The following is a 636-nucleotide window of genomic DNA, read 5'->3' as shown; positions in this document are numbered from 1 at the left end:
GGGCGCATACACCTGTGTCAATGCTAGGGAAAATATTCAGCACTTTGCGTTTGCCTGCATAGTCAGCCAATGATTTCTCAGATAGGTCTGCTGCTACCAATGTGAAATCAGGTGCAACTTGGCCGATGGCAGGCAAATTGCCGTTTGTAGAAATAGGTGAGCCTTGGAAAGTAACTTGAGCCATGATTCAGTCCTCGTGTCAGGGGAAAATAGGATGGTTAGAAGTTTAGTAATGACGGCGACGGAAATAGAACATGCCTTCGCTGTCAATTTCTAAAATATAGCGGCCGTTTTGTACGGCGGCATAACCGCTTTTGCCTTCGGTATAAGGCTGCAAAGCAGCGTGTGAAATCAGATAGTCGGTCAGTTTGCCGCCGTCTTGGGCAATATTGTCCACCATTTTTGCAAAGGCTGTGTGGCAGACTCCGTTGGCTGACCAGCCGGCTGAAACGCCTTTTTCATTTTTTTCCATGCATTGGCCGCTGATGACTTCTAAGTCGGTAGGGTGCTTACCAATCAGATTGATGACGCCACCTTCTATGCCGTTAATCGGATAGGTACGTTGTTTTTTACCTTCTTTCGTTTCGCCGTCTTGAGCTGTACCTAAATCCAAACCGGTTATGGCTTGTTCATCAA

General features: G+C 46.9%; 2 protein-coding genes. Both read right to left on the bottom strand.

All coding sequences use genetic code 11. From position 1 onward, the window contains the following. The coding region (locus ACTHUM_RS17325; RefSeq protein ID WP_440403603.1) for a redoxin family protein at positions 1-184 on the bottom strand (184 nt) is incomplete at its 3' end. Between the two features lie 42 nt (positions 185-226). After that, on the bottom strand, positions 227-636 hold a 410-nt coding region (locus ACTHUM_RS17320), incomplete at its 5' end, for a hypothetical protein (protein ID WP_440403602.1).

This window comes from Neisseria sp. P0021.S006 (assembly GCF_051956895.1).
This window is presented reverse-complemented; position numbering and strand designations above follow the sequence as displayed.